Here is a 20,080-nt window from a genome sequence, read left to right as displayed (position 1 = left end):
GGGCGCGACAGTCCCGTTGGGGCAGGTGACGTGCTGCTGATCGAGGTTGATGTCGAAGCGGTCCTTGGCGAACTTCCCGGTTGGTGCGACGGGCGCCTGTACCTTGGTCCTGCCCGTGATCCCGGCGGTGTCGAGCAGTTGCAGGACCTCGCCGGCGCCGTAGGCGGAGTCGCCGTAGAGCACTGCAACACCTTCTGCGGCACCTTCTGGGGGGCCGGTGTTGGTGAGGTCGGTGATGAGGTCGGCGACGGGTTCGACGTCGCCGGTGTTGCCGGCGGTGACCGCGGTCGCGGTGACGATTTCGCTGTCGGGGTCGACGGCGATATGGCCTTTGTAGCCGTCGAAACCGCGGTGGTTGGTCTTGTGTCCGTGCCGGGCCTCGGGGTCGACGGTGGAGATGACCCGGTCCGTGGCCACCCGCTGGGCGATCCGCAGCGTGCCGTCCGGTCCGGTCTCCAGGTCCTGACCCAGAATGGTGGCGAGCAGCCGCATCGCCTGAGCGACCGGAGAGCCGCCACCATCGAACGCCGGCGAAGTGCTCATCAGCGGCGAGCTGGTCGTCGGTGGACACAGCGTGGACGCGTAGATGACGCTACCGGCAGCCGTACTCAGCTGCTGCCACCCGCACTGCTCGTAGAACGCGACCGTCTCAAGGACCGCAGCCGGTCCGACGTGTGATCTCGTGCGTGGACGGTGCGGGCGGGCGCCGCGACGTGGGGCGCCCGCCCTGAATGCGGGTCGTTAGTTGCCGCGTACTTCGGCGGCGGCTGCGACGAGGTGCCGCAGTGATGCCTCGACCTCGGGGTAGTCGCGGGTCTTCAGCCCGCAGTCGGGATTGACCCACAGGCGGTGGGCCGGGACCCCGGCGGCGGCGAGGCGCACCGAGGAGGTGACCTCGTCGTGGGACGGGACGCGTGGAGAGTGGATGTCCCAGACGCCGGGGCCGACGCCGCGGCTGTAACCGATGGCGGCGAGGTCGTCGAGGACCTCCATCTTGGAGCGGGACGCCTCGATGCTGGTGACGTCGGCGTCCAGCGCGTCGATGGCGGTGATGACCTCACCGAACTCGGAGTAGCACAGGTGCGTGTGGATCTGCGTGCCGTCGTCGACGCCGCTGGTCGCGAGACGGAACGAGCCGACGGCCCAGTCGAGGTACGCCTTCTGGTCCGCCTTGCGCAGCGGCAGCGTCTCCCGCAGAGCGGGCTCGTCGACCTGGATGACGGTGATCCCGGCGGCTTCGAGGTCGAGGCATTCGTCGCGCAGGGCGAGGGCGACCTGGTCGGCGGTGTCGGCGAGGGGCTGGTCGGTGCGCACGAACGACCAGGCGAGGATCGTGACCGGGCCGGTGAGCATGCCCTTGACCGGTTTCGGCGTGAGTGACTGCGCGTAGGTGGACCACTCGACGGTCATCGGTGCCTTGCGGGCCACGTCGCCGTGGATGATCGGTGGGCGGACGCAGCGGGACCCGTACGACTGGACCCAGCCGTGGTCGGTGGCGGCGAACCCGGACAGTTGCTCGCCGAAGTACTGGACCATGTCGTTGCGTTCTGGTTCGCCGTGCACGAGGACGTCGAGGCCGAGGTTTTCCTGCAGGCGGATGACGTGCTGGACCTCGTCGCGCATCCGGTCGGCGTAGCCGGCGGCATCCAGGGTGCCGGCGCGCAGTTCGGCGCGGGCTTTGCGCAGGTCGGCGGTCTGCGGGAACGACCCGATCGTGGTGGTCGGCAGGTCCGGCAGCCGCAGCCGTTCCTGCTGGACCCGGGCCCGGACGGCGTACGGGCCGCGGCGCCGGTCCGCCGGGGTGAGGGCAGCGAGGCGGTCGCGGACGGATGCGTTGTGCCAGTCGGCCGGGATCGGCGGTAGCGGTGCCGGCAGGTGGGCGGTGCCGTCGCGGACCGCCCTGCCGAGCAGGACGACCTCGTCGACCTTCTGCCGGGCGAACGCGAGCCGTTCGTGCAGCGAAGGGTCGAGCCGGGTCTCGACGGACAGGTCGACCGGCACGTGCAGCAGCGAGCACGACGTGGACACGGCGACGTGGTCGGCCAGGGCGGAGACGATAGCGCCTCGGACTGCGGCGGTACGGAGGTCGGTGCGCCAGATGTTGTGACCGTCGACCAGTCCGGCGACGATCGTCTTGCCGACCAGAGGCCCTGACGCGGCGAGGCGTTGAAGGTCACCGGGGCCGGCGACAAGGTCCAGACCGATCGCCTCGACAGGGGTGCTCAGCAGCGCCGGAAGGGCGTCGCCGAGTTCGCCGAAGTAGGTGGCCACGAAGAGCTGCGGCCGATCGGTCAACGAACCGAGGCGGGCGTAGGCGCGGCGCAGCCCGTCGATCTCCGCCGGGGTACGGTCCGCCACATACGCAGGCTCGTCCAGCTGCACCCATCGCACGCCGGTCGAGGCCAGGACGGCGAGGATCTGTGCGTACACCTCGACGAGGTCGTCGAGGCGGGCGAACGGGTCGGCACCCTTCGCCAGAAGCAGGAACGTGGCCGGGCCGACGAAGACCGGGCGGGTGGCGATGCCGAGGGCGCCGGCCTCCGCGACCTCGCCGAGGGCCTTGACCGGGTTGGCCTCGAACACGGTGTCCGCGTCGATCTCCGGCACCAGGTAGTGGTAGTTGGTGTCGAACCACTTGGTCAGTTCCAGCGCCGGTTCGGCGTCGACACCCCTGGCCATCGCGAAGTACGTGTCCAGGTCGGACAGGCCGAGCCGGGTGAACCGGGCCGGGATCGCGCCGACGGCGACGGCGGTGTCCAGGACGTGGTCGTAGTAGGAGAACGTGTTGGACGGGATCGCGTCCAGCCGGGCGTTGCGCAGGGTCTGCCACACCTCCGCGCGCAGCCCTGCCGCGGTCTCGTCCAGGGTCGCCGCGTCGATGCGACCCGCCCAATATGCCTCGACGGCCTTCTTCAGTTCCCGGTTCCCGCCGATGCGCGGATAGCCCAGGACGGTGCTCTGCCCGAATGCGGTGCTCACCACAGGGATTCCTTCCCTCGAAGTCGCGGCGACGTTCGGGAAGGGGAAGACAGGGCACACCCGGCTTCCGCCCTGACCCTCCCGAGGGGTCGCCGGCGGCGCACACCGGCGGTGTACGCAGTGCGGGCAGGTCTTCGGACTCGCGGGCGCGGCACCGACAGGTGCCTCCTACTGGCCGTCGCTTCCCAGACCTCGCGGTCCAGTGCTTTGTTGACGGCGGTCGTTCCCACTCACCGCTGCGGGGCAGTCCCGGTCTTGCACCGGGTTCCCTCTTACGACGCCCCGTCCTTGCGAACGAGGCGAACCAGCACTGCCGGCCATCGTACGGGTGCCCGGCGGCGTGCGGGACCGGGGCATCCAAGATCGTCCGGCCGCGACATGGTCGCTGCTGTCCTGCACGGTGGTGCCGGACAGGACAGCAGCGCACCCGCGGCTCAGAAGTCGTCGTCGAAGGTGACCGTGCCCGTCACGCCCACCTGGTACGCCGACACCCGGCGTTCGAAGAAGTTCGACAGTTCCTGGACGTCCTGCAGTTCCATGAACGCGAACGGGTTGCGGCTGCCGTACAGCGGCGCGATGCCGAGCGTGGCGAGCCGCCGGTCGGCGACGTGCTGCAGGTATTCGCGCATGTCGGCGAGGGACATGCCGGACACGCCCTGCTCCAGGAGGTCCGCGGCGAACTGCACCTCGCACTCGACCGCCTCGGACAGCATCTGCCGTACCTGAGCTTCCAGCTGCGGGTCGAACAGGTCCGGTTCTTCCGCCCGTACGGTGTCCACGACGTCGAACGCGAATGCCATGTGCATCGACTCGTCGCGGAACACCCAGTTGGTGCCCGAGGCGAGGCCGTGCAGCAGCCCGCGGGAACGCAGGTAGTAGACGTAGGCGAAGGCGCCGTAGAAGAACAGGCCCTCGATGCAGGCGGCGAAGCAGATCAGGTTGAGCAGGAACGCCCGCCGGTCGTCCTTGCTGCGAAGCTCCTTCAGCTCGCCGAGTGAGTCGATCCAGCGGAAACAGAACTCCGCCTTGCGCGCGATCGACGGGATGTTCTCCACCGCGGCGAACGCCTCGAACCGCTCGGTCTCGTCGGAGACGTACGTGTCGAGCAGGTTCAGGTAGAACTGGACGTGCACGGCCTCCTCGAACAGCTGCCGGGAGAGGTAGAGCCGTCCTTCGGGGCTGTTGATGTGCTGGTACAGGTTGAGCACGAGGTTGTTCGCGACGATGGTGTCGCCGGTGGCGAAGAACGCGACCAGCCGCGACACGAGGTGCCGCTCTGCCGCCGACAGCTTGGACAGGTCGGCGAGGTCGCTGTGCAGGTCGACCTCCTCGACCGTCCACGTGTTCTTGATCGCGTCTTTGAACCGGTCGAAGAACTGCGGGTACCGCATCGGCCGCAGGGTCAGGTCCATGCCGGGGTCCAGCAGCATGTGCCGGGTCCCGATGCGTGGGGCGGGAATGGTCGTCACTGGCATGCCTCGCAGCTTTCGGGGTTTTCCAGGGAGCACGCCAGGGCGTCGGCGTCGGGCACCGCGACAGCGGGCAGGACGGCGGGAAGGACGGACGCGACGGGTTTGACGGCCACGGTGGCCTGCTGGATGCGGGTAGCAGGGCGGGACCGCAGGTAGTACGTGGTCTTCAGGCCGGCCTTCCACGCGTACAGGTACATCGAGGAGACCTTGCCGATCGTCGGCGCGCTCATGAACAGGTTCAGCGACTGCGACTGGTCGATGTAGGCGGCGCGGGCCGCGGCGAGGTCGATCAGCGCCCGCTGCGGCAGCTCCCACGCGGTGCGGTACAGCTCGCGGACCTCGGCCGGCAGCGCGGCGACGTCCTGCACCGAGCCTTCGGCCCGCTTGATCTGCTCCCGGATCTCGGTCGTCCACAGCCCGCGCGCCTTCAGCTCGCGGACCAGGTACGTGTTGATCTGCAGGAACTCCCCGGACATGGTTTCGCGTTTGAACAGGTTGGACACCTGCGGCTCGATGCACTCGTAGCAGCCGGCGATCGACGCGATCGTCGCCGTCGGCGCGATCGCGACGAGCAGCGAGTTGCGCAGCCCGGTGGCCGCGACCTTCGTGCGGAGCGCGGCCCAGCGCGCACCGCTGGTGGGTGCGCCCCACAGGTCGGGATGCAGTTCGCCGCCGGCGGCGCGGGTCTCGGCGTACGCGGGGTGCGGCCCGAACCGCTCCGCCAGGTCCGCCGATGCTTCGAGGGCGGTGAGGTAGATCTCCTCCTGCACGCGGGTGGACAGCTCGCGGGCGGCGGGTGAGTCGAACGGCAACCGCAGCGTGAAGAACGCGTCCTGCAGGCCCATCAGCCCGAGCCCGACGGGTCGCCAGCGCGGGTTCGACGCGGCGGCCTGCGCCGACGGGTAGTAGTTGATGTCGATGACCCGGTCGAGGAACACCACGGCGGTGCGGACGGTGGCGCGCAGCTTGTCCCAGTCCACGCCGTCGGCGCTGTCGGTGGTGAGGTGCGCGCCGAGGTTGATCGAGCCGAGGTTGCACACGGCGGTCTCGTCGTCGCTGTTGACCTCGAGGATCTCCGTGCACAGGTTCGACAGGTGGATGGTGTTGCCGGGCGTCCCGGTCTGGTTGGACAGCGCGTTGGAGCGGTCCTTGAACGTCATCCACCCGTTGCCGGTCTGCGCGAGGGTGCGCATCATCCGGCCGTACAGGTCACGGGCCTTGACGGTCTTCACGGCGTGCTTCTCCGCCGCCCGGTACGCCTCGTCGAACTCCGCACCGAACAGGTCCGGCAGCTCGGGCGCGTCGGACGGGTCGATGAGCGACCAGTCGGCGTCGGCCTCGACCCGGCGCATGAACTCGTCCGGAATCCAGTTGGCCAGGTTGAGGTTGTGGGTGCGCCGGGACTCCTCGCCGGTGTTGTCCCGCAGCTCCAGGAACTCCTCGATGTCCGGATGCCACGGCTCCAGGTACACGCACGCGGCGCCCTTGCGCCGGCCGCCCTGGTTCACGGCGGCGACCCCGGCGTCGAGCGTCTTCAGGAACGGCACGATCCCGTTGGACCTGCCGTTGGTGCCGCGGATGAGCGCGCCCCGGCCGCGGACCCGCGTCCAGGAGATGCCGATCCCGCCGGAGAACTTCGACAGCTTCGCGACCTGGTGGTACCGCTCGTAGATCGAGTCCAGCTCGTCGCGGGGCGAGTCGACCAGGAAGCAGGACGACATCTGGGTGTGCGCGGTGCCGGAGTTGAACAGCGTCGGCGAGCTCGGCAGGTACGCGAGGGACGACATGAGCCGGTAGAAGCCGATCGCCTCGGCCGGCGTCGTGGACAGCCCGCAGGCGACGCGCAGCAGCCAGTACTGCGGCGTCTCCACCACCAGCCGCGTCTGCGGATGGCGCAGCAGGTACCGGTCGGCGACCGTCCGCAGCCCGAAGTACTCGAACCGCAGGTCCCCGTCCAGGTCGACGGCGTCGTCGAGCTTACGGGCGTTACGGGCCACGAACGCCGCGGTGGCGTCGCTGATCAGGCCCTGCTGGTGCGCGTACCGGACCGCTTGGCTGAAGCTGGCGACGCCCTGGCCGCGGACCTCCTTGTCGACGTACGCGGCCAGGAGCCGGGCGGCGAGCCGCGAGTACTGCGGCTCCTCACCGATCAGCTCGGCCGCGGTCTGGATCGACAGCTTGTCCAGCTCGGCCGTCGTCGCACCGTCGTACAGGCCGCTGATCGTCTTCGTCGCCACGCGCAGCGGGTCGACCTCGTCGAGGTCGGCGACCCACCGCTCGACCGCCTTCACGATCTTGTTGACGTCGACCGGCTCCAGGTCGCCGTTGCGTTTGCGCACCTGCATCGCGTGCCGCCGCTGCTCAGGCGCCCGCTGACCGGCCTGGTCCTGCGTCACCGTCATGTGTCCCCCTCGTCACGAACTCCGACGACGTCGGACGAGCGCAGGGGAAAGCCGCCACAGAAAGGCGCACGCGAGGCGCACCCGGCGATGGCGTCAGCCGTCCCGCGCGGCATCCGACCACCGCACACCGGACGGCGTGCGGTGCGCTGGCAGGTCTTCGGACTCGCGGGCGCGACGCCTTCCGGCGCCACCTACTGGCCGTCGCTTCCCAGACCTCGCGGTCCAGTGCTTCGTTGACGGCGGTCGTTCCCACTTACCGCTGCGGGGCAGTCCCGGATTCACACCGGGTTCCCTGTTGCCACGACCGCCCCGAAGAGCGGCCGAACCAGCTGCAGGGAACACCATATATGGGTGCGGTGCTGAATGCGCAACACCAGATGGTGTAGCGGCGTGTCGCCTGCACCACTACGCCGCGGCGAAGGCGTCGATGGCCGTGTCGCTCGCGACGTCCCTGAAGCGCTGGACGAACTGCTCTGCGCCGGCCCACGGGGCCAGCAGGTCAGGCTTCTGCTCGCTCGGCGTCCTTGCGGTGACGGACACCGTGAGCTGCACGCCCTTGCCTCGTACCGCGATGAGTTGGAACGTGTCCGGCATTGCGTGGCGCACCGTCACGACCTGCACGCCGTTCGGCCACTCCTGGTAGACATCCTCCGGGAATCCCAGCGTGAGGTCCGTGAGGTAGATCGGCGTCTGGAGTTGCTGCACGGTGACGGTGAGCTGCACAGCCCCGGTGCCGAACTTCGCCGTTGCGGCCTGGAGGTCCGGGTACTGCTCTGCCGAGAGACGCTTGCTGCCGGTCGGCGCGATGCGCTGCGCGAACGCCGTCACCCGATCGACGAGACGACCGCCCGCCTCGCTGCGCAGCGAGGGTACGGCCATCGGTGCCGTGACTGCGGCGTCGACCTCGGGGCGCGCGCCCCTGAGCAGCCACGGCGGCACTGACTCGGCCTGCGCAACCGAGTTGGCTTGCGTGCGGTCGGCACGGTCGGAGTCCATCGGGGCGATCGTAGTTGCAGCAGCCACGAGCGCGAGGGCAATTGCCGCAATGCCTCTTGCAGTGAATCCAGTCCCCCAGCCGACCCAGGGGCTGTTCCCGTGACGACCCCTAAACGCAACAGGAGCCGCTAGTGGTAGCAGGCCGAGCCGGCAGACAATGAGATCGGCAGCTCTGGGGTCGGTTGGCTCTGCCCGGCAAGGGTTCGCTGACCTGGGTGCAGCGCGGATTTCAGCGACCGGTGGTCTTCATAAGCCGAGGGCGATCGGGGCGGAGGGTGTCCCGAAGGTGAGCAGGTCGGTCAGCGGTGTGGCGAGGTCACGGGGCGAGAACAGGTCAGGTCCGGTGTAGCCGGCGATCTCGGCGAGCCGCCACCATCGAAAGCCGGCGAGGTGCTCATCAGCGGCGAGCTGCTCGTCGGTGAGCTGGCCTTGCGGTTCGAAGTGGTCGGTGCGGACGAGGAAGTAGTCGTTGACGACGCCGTAGAAGCCCGGCGCGTGATCCGCGCTGACGATCACCTGATGCCAGACGTGCGGCGGATCGGCGGCGGTGACCAGGCCGGTTTCCTCCCGCAGCTCGCGGCGAAGCGCGGACAGCCCGTCCTCACCTGGTTCTATGCCGCCGCCTGGGGCGGCCCACACGGCCTGTGCTCCGTGCGGGACCGCCGGGTGGGGGAAGACGAATCGACAGAGCAGGACGCGGTCGTCCTCGTCGAGGATGATCGCGCGGGCGGAGGCACGAAGGTTCAGCGGCACTGCTCAGAGTCCGCGGCTGCCGTCGATGGCCTCGCGGATGATGTCGGCATGGCCGGCGTGGCGCGCTGTCTCCTGGATCAGGTGCATCGCCAGCCAGCGCAGGTTCTCGTCGACCAGGTCCGACCGTGCGCATCGCGTGTCGAGGTCGGCGCCGGCGAAGATCTCCCGGGACGCCGCGATCTGCTCCAGGTAGTACGCCACGACGCTCTGCACCGTGTCGTCGTCGCTGAGCGCGAAGGTGGCGTCCCGGTCTTCGTCCGCCACCGCCGGCCACTCGTGCGGGAAGTCCCGCCCCGCGAAGATGATCTGAAACCATCTCCGCTCCCAGACGGCGGAGTGCTTCAGCAGGCTCAGCAACGACAGTGAGCTCACGGTCGAAGTCGTGCGCGCGTCCTGGTCGGACAGGCCGTCGACCTTGCGGATCAACGCGTCCCGTGCCTGGTCGAGGAAGCCGGACAGCGCGTCGCGCTCGGTCGCGGTCGAGAACGTGTCGGTTGCCACGTCGCACACAGTATCGACAGTGGACGGCGGTTCGCAGGTTTCTTCCATCCGCATCGATGATCCTGTAGCTTTCTTGCCATCATTGCATGTCGATGTCTGGATCGGAGCTCGCCATGAAGCTTTCCGCCGTGCTGTCCCGTGGGGCGGTGGTGTTCGCGCTGCTCGGGGTCGTCGTGCCGTTCGGTGGCCCGGCCGCCGCCGCGCTGCCGGTCGTCGACATGGAGCAGGTCATGCTCGCCGCGCAGGTCGACCCGCCGAAGAGCGGCACCGGGCAGACTCCCGGCGCGGCGGCGAGCGTGCTGGAGGTCGAGCGGGCGTTGTCGGCGAAGGGTTTCCTGGCCTCCGGTTCGGTCGACGGGCACTACGGCACGTCGACCGTCGCGGCGTACGCGGCCTGGCAGCGCTCCCTCGGATACTCGGGGCTGGACGCCAACGGGTACCCGGGGCCGTCCTCGCTGACCACGCTCGGCAGCGGCCGGTACACGGTCACCAGGCCGATCAGCACCGGGTCGCGGACCAGCTCGTACGGCGGCGAACGGGTCAACGCCAGGACCCGCGACATGCTCGCCGCCGCCGATGCCAAGGTGTCCTGGAGCATCACACTCAGCCAGGGGTCCTACACGTCGTCGAACCCGAGCTCGGCCGGTACACATGACGCGGGCGGAGCGGTGGACATCTCGGTCGCGAGCCTGAGCACCACGCAACGGTGGCAGACCGTCCAGGCGCTGCGGACCGTCGGGTTCGCCGCCTGGCTGCGCAACCCGTCGCAGGGAGATTGGCCGTACCACATCCACGCCGTCGCGATCTCCGACACCGACCTGGCCACGGGCGCGGCGAACCAGGTGCACGACTACTACTTCGGCAAGAACGGGCTGGCCAACCACGCCGCCGACGACACGCCGTCGGCCTACCGGGTGGCGTTCACCTGGTGGGAGAAGTACCGGCGGTAGCCGTCACGACGCTCGAGTACCGTGGCTGCCCGTGACTGAATCCGAGATCGAGGTCAGCGAAGGCCTGGTCCGCGACCTGCTGCGGGAGCAGCATCCGGACCTGGCCGACCTGCCCATCCGCGAGGTCGCGGGCGGCTGGGGCAACCAGATGTGGCGTCTCGGCGACGACCTGGCCGTCCGGATGCAGCGGATGGACACGAGCTTCGACCTGCAGCTCAAGGAGCGGCGCTGGCTGCCGCTGCTGGCCGCACGCCTCCCACTGCCGATCCCGACCCCGGTGCGCAGCGGTACGCCGTCCGAACGCTTCCCCAAGATCTGGACGGTCATGACATGGGTTCACGGCACTCCCCTGGACCACGGTTCGATCGTCCGCGGCGACCACGCGGCCGGCACACTGGCGGACTTCCTCACGGCGCTGCATGTGGAGGCGCCCGCTGACGCGCCGGACGCCTCGGGCTTCGGCGCTCACCCCAAGGAGTGCACGGCCGGGTTCGAGGGCTTCCTGGACGCGGTGGACCTCGGCGCGTTCGGCTTCGCCGAGGGCGACGTCCGGGCCGTGTGGGACGACGCGGTGGCGACCCCCGAATGGCCGGGGCCACGGGTTTGGGTGCACGGTGACCTGCATCCCGCGAACGTCGTCGTCGCCGGCGGTACCTTGGCGGGCGTCGTCGATTTCGGGGCGCTCTTCGCCGGTGATCCGGCGTGGGACCTCGGGGCCGCCTGGCTGCTGCTGCCCGAGGGAGACGCCGCGCGGTTCTTCGACAGCTACGCCCGGGCGGACGAGGCGACGGTCCGGCGGGCGCGCGGGCTGGCCGTCATGAAGAGCCTGTTCCTGATGCTGATGGGCCAGAACGGGGACCGCGGCCTGCCCGGCGGCAAACCGCACTGGGGGCCCGCCGGCCGGTCGGCACTGGGTCGTGTCCTGCAGGGGCTTTGAGGCCCCCGCGATCGAGGCGGGTGTGCCATCCTCCTCCTGTCGAGATCCACGCCACGGGGAGCCCGCCTTGCGCACGCGCCGAAGACTGACCGCCCTGACCCTCGCCCTGGCCGCCGCCGCGACGCTCGCCGGCGGCTGCTCGGGCACCCCCAGCACAACCTCGCCCGCCGCGAGCACGGCCGGCTCCGCGAGCGCGGCGTCCGCCGCGAGCAGCGCACCCGCGGCAAGCACCGCGCCCGGCGTCACCGTCGCGTCGGTGTGCCAGGCGATCGACGACGTCTACGCGCCTGAGCGGGTGATCCTGACGAGCACGTGGGGCCAGTACGTCACTGCCACGAACCAGGGCGACACGGCCAAAGCCGCCGAGTTGAAGGCGAAGCTCGAGGAAATGGTCCCGCGGCTGAGCAAGGCGGCGCGTGCCGAGGTCGCGAAGTCGCCGGACGCCGGGCAGCGGGCGGCGCTGGAGCAGTACCTGGACGCGGTCGACGCGTGGTACACCGAGCCTTCCGCCGGGGACGCCGTCACGCGCCTGGAGAAGGCCGTCGAGGCCGCGCAGAAGTACTGCCCGAAGATCCGCTGACCTCCACCGCCGGCGCGCCGAACCTTCAGGCGGCGTGCGGCAGGCGGCGCACCTCCAACACCACCCCATCTTCGGCGGCGTTCGCCACGACGGTTGTCCTTTGCCGACACTGCCCGGCTGGGTCGGCGCGAACACCTACAGCGCCATCTGGCAGCGCATCCTGGAGCAGGTCGACATCGGCGTGCGCCGGCGTCGCCGGCTGCCGCGTCTACCGCGACGACGAACTCGTTGCCGACATCATCGGGAACATCGCGTCGTTCTTCGACCGGCAACTACGCCCGTTGCGGTGCCGCGGACGGTGCCACAGGCTGGCGGCAACTGAACCGTCCGAACCCCGAGGGCGGGTCCGCCCGTCTCTGGCCCGAATGTCGGCCCGGCCGATCATGATGGTCGGCATGAGCCTCGCAACCTCGCTGGAGCAGATCGAACAATGGTTGCAGCAACACGCACCTACGACCGCCGCGCTGCTCGCACCGCCGGCGACCGCCGCCGAGATCGCCACGCTGGAAGAGGTCCTGGGGTTCCGGCTGCGGCCCGAGGTCGAGGCTCTGCTGCGCTGGCACAACGGCTCGACCGGATTCGACGGCGCGTTTCCGCTCGCCCCGGTGCACCGCATGCTCGACACGAGGCAGATCGCCGAGCGGTGGCGCACCATCAACGACGTCACGCGGGACTCTCGCGTCGAGTGGCCCGACCTCTGGCGGCCGACCTGGCTGCCGCTGACCACCGATGAAGGACTTGCCAGCATCATGGTCGACCACAGCCCCGGCGCCACCGGCGAGGTCTTCTACTGGGACCACGTGGACACGCGAAACCAGCAGGTCCCGCCGTGGCCGAACCTGGCAAGCGAGGTCACCGACCTGGCCACCGCCCTGCTCACCGGTGGTCGGATGTCCGGCAGTGCCGCCCATCCCGGTCTGCGCCCGGTCGTCGCCCACGACGGCGAACTCGGCTGGGACGACTGAGCGGGCCGGGCGCCGCCAGTGCCTGCGGCGGCAGACGCGTCGACACTCTCGGTGGTTTCTGACGACACGGAGGATTGTCCTGGTGCGCCGCGGATAACGGCCACTGCTCGAACCACCCGCAGCCGTCGAGGTCACACCCCGCTACGCCGATAACGCCACCGTGACGCACCCGGTCGGCGCAGTCGTTGAACACCGCATCCCAGGACAATCGCGATGCATCGGTGAACTGCGAACCCTAGAGTTGCACAGCGTGGAGCTTTCCCATCTCGGTACGCCGACCGGGCCGATGATCCGGGTCCACGGCGGGTACGCCAACCGGACCTACCGGCTCGACACCGATCAGGGGTCGTTCGCGGTGAAGGAGTTGAACCTCGCCGACCGCCGCGCGACCTATCACGTCGAGGACGTCTTCCGGTTCGAGCGGGCGGCCTTCGCCGCCGGCGTCCCGATGCCGGAGCCGATCTCGGCCGGCCAGGAGGCGCTCGTGCACCGGTGGGTCGAGGGCGAGAAGGTGCCCGAAGCACCGGTGTCGCCGGAGTACGCGGCCGAGATCGGTGAGATCCTCGCCCGCATCCACGCGCTCGACGTCGACTGGACCCAGCCGTCGATCGAGGAACCGACGCCGCGGGACTGGCCCGAGCTCGCCGAGCGGGCGGCGGCGACCGGGCAGCCGTGGGCCGGCGACCTCGCCGCGAACGTCGAGACGTTCCTCGCGATCGCGCACCTCGTCGACACCTGCGAACGGCCGGGCCCCACCGTGCTGACCCACCGGGACATCCAGCCGTGGAACCTGCTCAACAGCGGCGGCCGGCCCGTGGTGCTCGACTGGGAACTCTCCGGGATGCTCGACCTGTCCGGCGAGCTCGGCTCGACGGCGCTGAGCCTCGCGAAGGGGCCCGGCTTCGACGACATCGAGCCCGCCGTCTTCCGCGCGGTCCTCGACGGGTATGTCGCGGCCGGCGGAACGCTGCCGCCGTCGGGTCCGAGCTGGTTCGTCTTCATGATCGGCGGCTGGCTCGGGCACATCAGGTGGAACATCGTTCGCTGCCTCGCCGGTACCGAGGCGAGCACCGGCCCTGAACTCGCGCTGTCGCAGGAGGTCGTGCGCGACGGCGTGCACGGCCTCCCCGACATGTACGGCCGGCTCAAAGACTTCGAAGCGCTGCTCCCGTAGTGGTGCTCAGATGCCGAGGAGCCGGTCCTTCGCCCGGTCCACCAGCGTGGGCTCGCGCGTCGGCAGGCGCCGGATCAGGCCGCGGTCCCGCTGCTTGAGCCGTCTGGCGACGAGGTCCGTGCCGACGAGCAGGACGAACCCGACGATGAACGCGACGACGCGGGCGGTGGTGGCGTGCTCCGTCCCGAGCTCCACGCTGACGCCGCCCTTCGAGTCCGGCACGAACGCGCCCATCAGCGATGACGCCGCCGTCAACGCGGCCAGGGCCCACATCGCGAACCCCAGCTGCCAGCGCACGATGCGCACCACCCACAGCAGGACCTTGCCGCGTTCGGCGTACAAGACCGTCGCCCGGTAGACGGCGGTCGGAATCGCCAGGTAGAACAGCGTCAACGGCACCAGAATCGTCCAGAAGTCGGCACTGTTCTTCACGATCGGATCGCTCACGGACGCGCTGTTGGTGACCCTGAACGGCGACAGTTCCGCATTCCACCACCGGTACTCATGGAATCGGTACAGATCGAACGGCGCGCCGTACACGAGTAGGACGATGCCCGCGGTCGTCAATACCGCGTACAGCACCGATTCAGCGATCAAGCCGGGGACTTTCCGGTACACCACAACGAGGACGAACGGCAGCAGCGGCCAGATGAACTTTGCCAGATAAGGTGCCACCGCACGAATTGCGTCAAACATGCGACTCCTTGTAGGCCAAGGGAGAGCAGGAGTGCGACACCGGTGCAGCGGAAGCGTAGCAGCGCGCGACACAACCAAAGAGACAGATACATCGACTGATCGGCCAACGGAATCCGCTCCGAATTCTAGCCGGCAGTGCCCGGCCGGTCATCTCCGCTGCCGAAGCAGCACCAACACGGTGCCAGACACACTTACGACTAAACCCGAGGATTACGAGACGGTTCACACAAAGCGCTCATCCGGCTGATTGGCTACTACTTCTGAGACCAGCGACGCTGCAGGATGCTCGGATCAGGTGGCCCTTCCACGGCGGACAAACCGGCGCCGGCGCCTATGTGCGGACGAGTAAGTGTTTCCCGGCGGGCAACCTGCCCGCGACGAGGCCGACCATCTTCGTTTCGGCGCCCACGGCGCCGATCGAACTCGTCCGCACTTTCGCCGCCGAACCCGCCCTCGCGGGTCGCCGTGCAGCGGCTCAAGGTGCTACAGCAGGTTGGTCATGGCCTGGATCAAGGCCGACGCCGATTTCTCCTGCAGGAGGAACGTCCGATCGTCCACCGGCTCTGCAAGAAACCACGGCACCACGACGGGCAACTCCACCGCCGTCAGCTCGATGCTCTCGTCTGTGCCGTCCGCTTCGGCGAACCGGTGAATCAGGAGGCCGATCGTCGGCTCCCTGGTCTGGACCACCAGCGGTTCCGAGCGATGCCACCGCTCGTACTGGTCGCCGCTGTCCCCGTCGACGCCGTAGGCGGTGCACGCCGAACGCGTGCACCAGTCCGGGTGCTCCTGCTCATCCAACTCGTACTCCTACCGCCGAAGGGTTGCGGAATGGAGCGCTCTGCCCAACCCGGGAGCATTTTCGTCGGCAGCTCCGAACAACACGTTGCCAGTCGATGCGGGACGGTGAAACGTCCCTCAGGACGTATTGTGGGACGTCTCTACGTCCCTGGAACGTCCCAAGGCGTCCGGTAACCTCCAGATATGGCCAACACGCGCCTGCACACGGCAATGCTGCGTACCGGTATCGGATCCCGCGAACTGGCCGCCGCCGTTGGCGTCGATACGAAAACGGTCGATCGCTGGATCGGTGGTCGGATGCCCCACCGACGCAGCCGGCTCGCCGTAGCAGAGGCGCTGGGCGAGGACGAGGCGACACTGTGGCCGTCTGCCCGACCTGATCGAGTCGTTGGCGCGCCCGCAATCTCGGAGGTGGTCGGCGCCTACGCTCACCGTGCAGACATCCCACAAGACCTGTGGGTGTCCCTGCTGACCGGCGCACGGACACGTATCGACCTGCTCGGGTACGCCTATCCGTTCGTCCTGGAGCTGATGCCGGACGCGGCTCGCCGCATCGCCGCGAAGGCCTCCGCCGGCGTCTCCGTGCGCATGGCGTTCGCCGACCCCGACTGTGCACACGTCGAGGAGCGCGACGCACTGGAACAGCTCAACGGGTCACTCGCCGGCAGGATCCGCAATGCCCTGAGCTCCCTCGGCGACCTGACCGATGTGGACACCGTGACCATCGGCCTGCACCAGGTCCACCTGTACAACGCCTTGTTTCGTTTCGACGACCAGATGATCGTCACGCCGTACCTCTACCGAGCCCGCGGCTATCAGCATCCAGCACTGCACCTGCGAAAACTGACTCAGCACGGCATCTTCGAGTCGTTCGCCGAGCAGTTCACCGAAATCTGGGCAACCGTCCGTCCTCTGGAGGCGAATACGCATGAGTAGCCGCAGAACCGATTACTACCGCGACCCCACCGCACCACGCGCAACCCGGATCGTGCCCGGCGCCCAGGTCTTCGTCACCGACGAGCAGGGCCGGGTCCTGCTGCAGCGACGCGCCGACTCTGGAAATTGGTCCGCGCCCGGCGGCACCATGGACATCGGCGAGACCCTTTCACAGGCCGCCGTCCGTGAAGTTAAGGAAGAGACGGGGCTCGAGGTCGAAATCACCGGCCTACTCGGGCTGTATACCGACCCGCAGCACGTCATCGCTTACGCCGACGGCGAGGTGCGACAGGAGTTCGTCGTCGCCTTCACCGGTCGGGTAATGGGCGGCAGCCTAGAGATTTCCGAGGAGTCGACGGAGCTACGGTGGATCGACCTGGCTGACGCACGCGACCTGCCCATGCACGAAACTGCGCGCCTGCGCCTGCATCACTTCGTCGACGGAGGGCCGTCCCCTTATCTGGGCTGAGGCACAGCGGTAAACACGTGGTGTACGTCGCCGAACTCGACGTCGCCGGGAACGGACCGTCCCCGGATCCGCGGGGAGCAGGTGTTCGGCGGTGAACCCGATGGTGTCGCGGATCGGACCATCCCCGCGTCCTCGGGGCACCCGGTGTTTGAGGTGTCGCACCATGGTGCGGGGACCATCCCCTCGTCTGCGGGGAGCACCGGGGCATCGCGAACTGCAGGTTGGTCACGTCGGGGCCATCCCCGCGTCCGCGGGGAGCACGGCCACTGCGGCCAGGTGTTGCGCTCGATGACCGGACCATCCCCGCGTCCGCGGGGAGCACAGGATCTTCCCGCTGCAGCCGTCGACCGGGCACGGACCATCCCCGCGTCCGCGGGGAGCACCCGTCGCCGCGGTGCAACTGGTCGTAGCGCTGCGGACCATCCCCGCGTCCGCGGGGAGCACGCACCGGCGCCGGTGACCTGGAGGTGCGCGTGCGGACCATCCCCGCGTCCGCGGGGAGCACCAGCTGGACCTTCAGCGGGTTGAGCGCGAGCAGGGACCATCCCCGCGTCCGCGGGGAGCACGGTGGGCGCCCAGATCTCGTGCGGCATGTCGAGGGACCATCCCCGCGTCCGCGGGGAGCACAGTACTGCACTGCCATCCCTGTCCCTTGCGTTCGGACCATCCCCGCGTCCGCGGGGAGCACGTCCTCCTGTCGGTGCCGGACAAGGGCGTCTTCGGACCATCCCCGCGTCCGCGGGGAGCACAGTACTGCACAGCCATCCCTGTCCCTTGCGTTCGGACCATCCCCGCGTCCGCGGGGAGCACTAGAACGGCTCCCGCTCGAGCGGCACGCGATGCGGACCATCCCCGCGTCCGCCGGGAGCACGGGTTCGGCTCGCCGCTCTGGAACGTGGCGTCCGGACCATCCCCGCGTCCGCGGGGAGCACGATCCGGTCGTGGAGTACTTCTGATGTCTCTTCGGACCATCCCCGCGTCCGCGGGGAGCACTCACTTTCCGCTGCCTGGCACGACCTCAATCTGGGGACCATCCCCGCGTCCGCGGGGAGCACGGCCCCCGCCGCCCTCGGCACGCAGGGCGACCTGGACCATCCCCGCGTCCGCGGGGAATGGTCCGGCCGCACGGGTGCGCGGTGCTGGGGGACGGACCCTGCTCCCCGCGCACGCGGGAATGGTCCCGGTTCCGTGTACCGCGAACAGGGCGCGATCATCTGCTCCCCGCGCCTGCGGGGACGGACCCGACGACCCGCACTGGCTGCTCGACAGTGTCGCTGAAGCCGGCCTCGCCACGGCCGCATCACTGCCACATCGTGAGAAGTGTGCCTCTGCCTGGACGCGGCACCAACCTCCGACTCACCTCTTGATTGGCCGGCCCGCCTCCAACGAAAAGGGTGATGCCAGTGGTGGAAGGCAGGCGCGAGTGGTCATCCGGCACCGGCAGGTACATCCAGGGCCGGCGGGTAGTGGCCAGCCGTGCAGACCGTGTCCGAGGGTTCACAAGGTCGTCACGGCGACGTCTCCGCAGGCGGGGGCGGCCCGTGGTGACCAGGTTCCGTGCCTGGCTCCTGTCCGGCATCAACGACCGTTCGCTGCAGCACGCCGGCCCCGGCGCGAAGCCGGCCGCGGACCGCCGTCACCCGTGGTGGAAGGTGATGTGTCTGACCGGTGTGGACTACTTCTCCAGCCTGGGCTACCAGCCGGGGATCGCCGCCCTCGCCGCCGGCCTCCTGTCTCCCGTCGCGACGGTGGTACTGGTCCTCGTCACCCTCCTCGGCGCGCTGCCCGTCTACCGGCGGGTCGCCGCGGAAAGCCCGCACGGTGAAGGCTCGATCGCGATGCTGGTGCGGCTGCTGCCGTTCTGGCAGGGCAAGCTGTTCGTGCTGGTCCTGCTCGGGTTCGCCGCCACCGACTTCATCATCACCATGACCCTGTCCGCGGCGGACGCGACCGCGCACCTGGACGAGAACCCGTACTGGCCCGCGGCGCTGCACGACCACGAGGTCCTCGTCACCCTCTTCCTGCTCGGGCTGCTCGGGGCCGTGTTCCTCGTCGGGTTCACCGAAGCGATCGGCATCGCGGTCGGGATCGTCGGGGTGTATCTGACGTTGAACGTGATCGTCGTCGCCGACGGGTTGTGGCGCATCGCGACCCACCCTTCGGCGGTCACCGACTGGTCGGCGGCGTTGACGACGCAGCACGGCAATCCGCTGCTGGTGGTGGCGATCGCGTTCCTGGTGTTCCCGAAGCTGGCGCTTGGCCTGTCCGGGTTCGAGACCGGGGTGGCGGTGATGCCGCACCTGCGCGGCGACCCGGACGACAGCGAGGAACGGCCGACCGGCCGGATCCGTGACACCCGGAAGCTGCTCACCGCCGCGGCGCTGATCATGAGCGGTTTCCTGCTCACCAGCAGCGTCATCACCACGGTGCTGATCCCGCCGGACGAGTTCAAGTCGGGTGGGAAGGCGAACGGAAGGGCGTTGGCGTACCTGGCGCACGAGCATCTCGGGCCGGTCTTCGGCACCGCGTACGACCTGTCGACCATCGCGATCCTGTGGTTCGCCGGGGCGTCCGCGATGGCCGGTCTGCTGAACCTGGTCCCCCGGTACCTGCCCCGGTACGGGATGGCGCCGCAGTGGGCGGGTGCGGTCCGGCCGCTGGTGCTGGTGTTCTTCGTCGTCGCGGTGCTGATCACCGTCGCGTTCGACGCCGACGTCAACGCTCAGGGCGGTGCCTACGCGACCGGTGTCCTCGTCCTCATGACCTCCGCCGCCGTCGCCGCAACGCTATCCGCGCGGCGGCATCATGAGCGGCGCCAGTTCGCGGTGTTCGCGTGCATCGCGGCCGTCCTCACGTACACCACCATCGCCAACATCGCCGAACGGCCTGACGGTGTGAAGATCGCCGGGTGTTTCATCGCGGGGATCGTGCTGGTGTCGGTGCTGTCGCGGATCGGCCGGTCGTTCGAGCTGCGGGTGACCGATCTGCGGTTCGACGCCATCGCGCACACGTTCATCCATGACTGTGCGCGGCGGACGATCCGGCTGGTCGCGAAGGAGCCCGTGCACCGGTCGGTCACCGACTATCAGCGCAAGACGCGGCAGGTACGGGCGGACAACAACCTCCCCGACGACGCCGACGTGATCTTCGTCGAGGTGGCCATCACCGACGCGTCCGATTTCGCGTCCGCGGTCGTGGTCCGTGGTGAGGTCATGCACGGGCGTTACCGGGTGCTGATCCTGGAGAACCCGGCGGTCGCGAGCGCCATCGCCGCGGTGCTGATCGGGATCCAGGAGCGCACGGGGCGGCGGCCGCACATCTACTTCGAGTGGACCGAGGGCAACCCGGCCGCGAACTTCCTCCGGTTCCTGATCTTCGGGCAGGGTGAGATCGCGACGGTGACCCGTGAGGTGCTGCGCCGGCAGCAGCCGGACCGTGACCTCCGGCCGCACGTGCACGTCGGGTAGCG

16 protein-coding genes, 1 pseudogene and 2 riboswitches are annotated in these 20,080 nt (G+C 69.2%); of the genes and pseudogenes, 8 read left to right on the top strand and 9 right to left on the bottom strand.

What is annotated here, in order from left to right:
* The 7 genes and pseudogenes from ACZ6TV_RS52890 to ACZ6TV_RS52860 form a co-directional block, all read right to left on the bottom strand.
* A pseudogene (locus ACZ6TV_RS52890) lies at nt 1-495 on the bottom strand (transposase); the annotation flags it as partial.
* Nucleotides 496-741: 246 nt separating this feature from the next.
* Nucleotides 742-2,979, bottom strand: coding sequence for a 5-methyltetrahydropteroyltriglutamate--homocysteine S-methyltransferase (metE, locus tag ACZ6TV_RS52885; protein ID WP_465308937.1), 2,238 nt, complete (start codon nt 2,977-2,979; stop codon nt 742-744).
* Between the two features lie 108 nt (nt 2,980-3,087).
* Nucleotides 3,088-3,303, bottom strand: a riboswitch (cobalamin riboswitch).
* A 110-nt stretch (nt 3,304-3,413) separates the two neighbouring features.
* Entirely contained in the window at nt 3,414-4,454 is a 1,041-nt protein-coding gene (locus tag ACZ6TV_RS52880; RefSeq protein WP_465308935.1) for a ribonucleotide-diphosphate reductase subunit beta, read from the bottom strand.
* On the bottom strand, nt 4,445-6,853 hold the full coding sequence (locus ACZ6TV_RS52875) for a ribonucleoside-diphosphate reductase subunit alpha (RefSeq protein WP_465308933.1): 2,409 nt from the start codon (nt 6,851-6,853) through the stop codon (nt 4,445-4,447). The genes ACZ6TV_RS52880 and ACZ6TV_RS52875 overlap by 10 nt, the downstream gene beginning before the upstream one ends.
* Before the next feature lie 131 nt (nt 6,854-6,984).
* A riboswitch (cobalamin riboswitch) is annotated at nt 6,985-7,198 on the bottom strand.
* Between the two features lie 60 nt (nt 7,199-7,258).
* Nucleotides 7,259-7,849, bottom strand: a complete 591-nt coding sequence (locus ACZ6TV_RS52870; RefSeq protein WP_465308931.1) for a hypothetical protein — start codon at nt 7,847-7,849, stop codon at nt 7,259-7,261.
* 246 nt (nt 7,850-8,095) lie between these two features.
* Nucleotides 8,096-8,602, bottom strand: coding sequence for an NUDIX hydrolase (locus tag ACZ6TV_RS52865; RefSeq protein ID WP_465308929.1), 507 nt, complete (start codon nt 8,600-8,602; stop codon nt 8,096-8,098).
* Between the two features lie 3 nt (nt 8,603-8,605).
* Complete coding sequence (locus ACZ6TV_RS52860; protein WP_465308927.1) at nt 8,606-9,103, bottom strand: DinB family protein; 498 nt, start codon at nt 9,101-9,103, stop codon at nt 8,606-8,608.
* A gap of 92 nt (nt 9,104-9,195) precedes the next feature.
* Between ACZ6TV_RS52860 and ACZ6TV_RS52855 the strand changes: the two genes are divergently transcribed.
* From ACZ6TV_RS52855 to ACZ6TV_RS52835, 5 genes are all read left to right on the top strand, one after another.
* Nucleotides 9,196-10,053, top strand: a complete 858-nt coding sequence (locus tag ACZ6TV_RS52855; RefSeq protein ID WP_465308925.1) for a peptidoglycan-binding protein — start codon at nt 9,196-9,198, stop codon at nt 10,051-10,053.
* 31 nt (nt 10,054-10,084) lie between these two features.
* The gene (locus ACZ6TV_RS52850) at nt 10,085-10,990 is read left to right on the top strand and encodes an aminoglycoside phosphotransferase family protein (protein ID WP_465308923.1); all 906 of its coding nucleotides are present in this window, start codon (nt 10,085-10,087) and stop codon (nt 10,988-10,990) included.
* 67 nt (nt 10,991-11,057) lie between these two features.
* On the top strand, nt 11,058-11,570 hold the full coding sequence (locus tag ACZ6TV_RS52845) for a hypothetical protein (protein WP_465308921.1): 513 nt from the start codon (nt 11,058-11,060) through the stop codon (nt 11,568-11,570).
* A gap of 395 nt (nt 11,571-11,965) precedes the next feature.
* Nucleotides 11,966-12,535, top strand: a complete 570-nt coding sequence (locus ACZ6TV_RS52840) for an SMI1/KNR4 family protein (RefSeq protein ID WP_465308919.1) — start codon at nt 11,966-11,968, stop codon at nt 12,533-12,535.
* A gap of 250 nt (nt 12,536-12,785) precedes the next feature.
* Entirely contained in the window at nt 12,786-13,709 is a 924-nt protein-coding gene (locus ACZ6TV_RS52835) for a phosphotransferase (RefSeq protein WP_465308917.1), read from the top strand.
* A gap of 6 nt (nt 13,710-13,715) precedes the next feature.
* On the opposite strand, the gene ACZ6TV_RS52830 is transcribed toward ACZ6TV_RS52835, so the two are convergent.
* A complete protein-coding gene (locus ACZ6TV_RS52830) occupies nt 13,716-14,306 on the bottom strand; it encodes a hypothetical protein (protein ID WP_465308915.1) in 591 nt (196 codons plus the stop codon).
* Nucleotides 14,307-14,888: 582 nt separating this feature from the next.
* Nucleotides 14,889-15,206, bottom strand: coding sequence for a hypothetical protein (locus ACZ6TV_RS52825; protein ID WP_465308913.1), 318 nt, complete (start codon nt 15,204-15,206; stop codon nt 14,889-14,891).
* Between the two features lie 210 nt (nt 15,207-15,416).
* On the opposite strand from ACZ6TV_RS52825, the gene ACZ6TV_RS52820 reads away from it, so the two are divergent.
* The 3 genes from ACZ6TV_RS52820 to ACZ6TV_RS52810 all read left to right on the top strand — a co-directional run bounded on the left by ACZ6TV_RS52820 (nt 15,417) and on the right by ACZ6TV_RS52810 (nt 20,078).
* Nucleotides 15,417-16,142 (top strand): XRE family transcriptional regulator, encoded by a 726-nt coding sequence (locus tag ACZ6TV_RS52820; protein WP_465308939.1) that lies wholly within the window; start codon nt 15,417-15,419, stop codon nt 16,140-16,142.
* Nucleotides 16,135-16,611 carry an NUDIX domain-containing protein gene (locus ACZ6TV_RS52815; RefSeq protein ID WP_465308911.1) on the top strand — a complete coding sequence of 159 codons (477 nt, stop codon included), beginning with the start codon at nt 16,135-16,137 and terminating at the stop codon, nt 16,609-16,611. The genes ACZ6TV_RS52820 and ACZ6TV_RS52815 overlap by 8 nt, the downstream gene beginning before the upstream one ends.
* Before the next feature lie 1,544 nt (nt 16,612-18,155).
* Nucleotides 18,156-20,078: an amino acid transporter gene (locus ACZ6TV_RS52810; RefSeq protein ID WP_465308909.1), complete on the top strand. Its 1,923-nt coding sequence runs from the start codon at nt 18,156-18,158 to the stop codon at nt 20,076-20,078.
* Nucleotides 20,079-20,080 lie beyond the last annotated feature (2 nt).

The sequence above is a fragment of the Dactylosporangium sp. NPDC051087 genome (genome assembly GCF_055586325.1).
The sequence above is the reverse complement of the archived record's forward strand: the minus strand, read 5'-3'. Positions and strand labels throughout refer to the sequence as shown.